Here is a 1,029-nt window from a genome sequence, read left to right as displayed (position 1 = left end):
TTGGGTGGGGTGGGTGCGTGTTGTCAGTCGAGGTCGCGTAGGCCGGGGAGGACCTGTTCGGCGAAGGTGGTGAGGAATCGTTCCTGGTCGTGTCCGGGGCCGTGGAAGACGAGGTGGTTGAATCCGATGTCGGTGTACTGCTTGATTTGGGTGATCGCTTCGTCTGGGGTGGAGGCGACGATCCAGCGTTTGGCGACCTGTTCGATGGGTAGTTCGTTGGCGGCTTTTTCCATGTCGACTGGGTCCGCGAAGCTGGCCTTTTGTTCGCCGGTGAGTGAGAGTGGCGCCCAGAAGCGGCAGTTTTCGAGTGCCTGGGCTGGGTCCGGGTCGTAGGAGAGTTTGATCTCGATCATTTTGTCGATCGTGTTGGGGTCGCGGCCTTCCTGGTCGGCGCCGGTTTCGACGGCCGGTAGGAGTTTCTCGGTGTACAGGTCCATGCCCTTGCCGCTGGTGCAGATGAAGCCGTCGCCTTTGCGGCCGACGTATGTGGCCATCACGGGGCCGCCGGCGGCGATGTAGATGGGGACGGGTACTTCGGGTCGGTCGTAGATGGACACGCCGGTGGTCTGGTAGTACTGGCCCTCGAACGTGACGCGGTCTTCGGTCCACAGCCGGCGGATCAGGTCCACGGCCTCGCGTAGGCGGGCGAAGCGTTCCTTGAAATCGGGCCAGGTGATGCGTGCGACCGCGACTTCGTTGAGGGCCTCGCCGCTGCCGATGCCGAGGGCGGCCCGGCCGGGGTACAGCAGCCCGAGGGTGGCGAACGCGTGTGCTATCACGGCCGGGTTGTACCGGAACGTGGCGGTCAGCACGCTGGTGCCGAGTTGGACCCGCTCGGTGCGTTCCCCGACGGCGGCGAGCCAGGACAGGGAGAACGGCGCGTGTCCGCCCTCGTGCCGCCACGGCTGCAGGTGATCGCTGATCCAGACGCTGTCCAGGCCGTGGCCCTCCGCGCTGACCGCGTACTCGACAAGCTCGCGCGGGCCGAACTGCTCAGCCGACGCCTTGTAACCGATCTTCAGTGTCATG

General features: G+C 65.3%; 1 protein-coding gene. It reads right to left on the bottom strand.

What is annotated here, in order from left to right:
• Positions 1 to 23: 23 nt before the first annotated feature.
• A complete protein-coding gene (gene fgd / locus ACFYZF_RS30660; RefSeq protein WP_387026675.1) occupies positions 24 to 1,028 on the bottom strand; it encodes a glucose-6-phosphate dehydrogenase (coenzyme-F420) in 1,005 nt (334 codons plus the stop codon).
• Position 1,029: the final 1 nt, after the last annotated feature.

Origin of the sequence: Micromonospora sp. NPDC001898, from assembly GCF_042891255.1 — a bacterium.
Taxonomy (GTDB): Bacteria; Actinomycetota; Actinomycetes; order Mycobacteriales; family Micromonosporaceae; genus Micromonospora.
Note: the sequence above shows the minus strand (reverse complement) of the source record. Positions and strands in the feature narration are given on the sequence as shown.

Bases quoted from the DNA above. Each gene is read 5' to 3' on its own strand.
- fgd (WP_387026675.1), bottom strand. From the start codon at position 1,028: ATGACACTGAAGATCGGTTACAAGGCGTCGGCTGAGCAGTTCGGCCCG.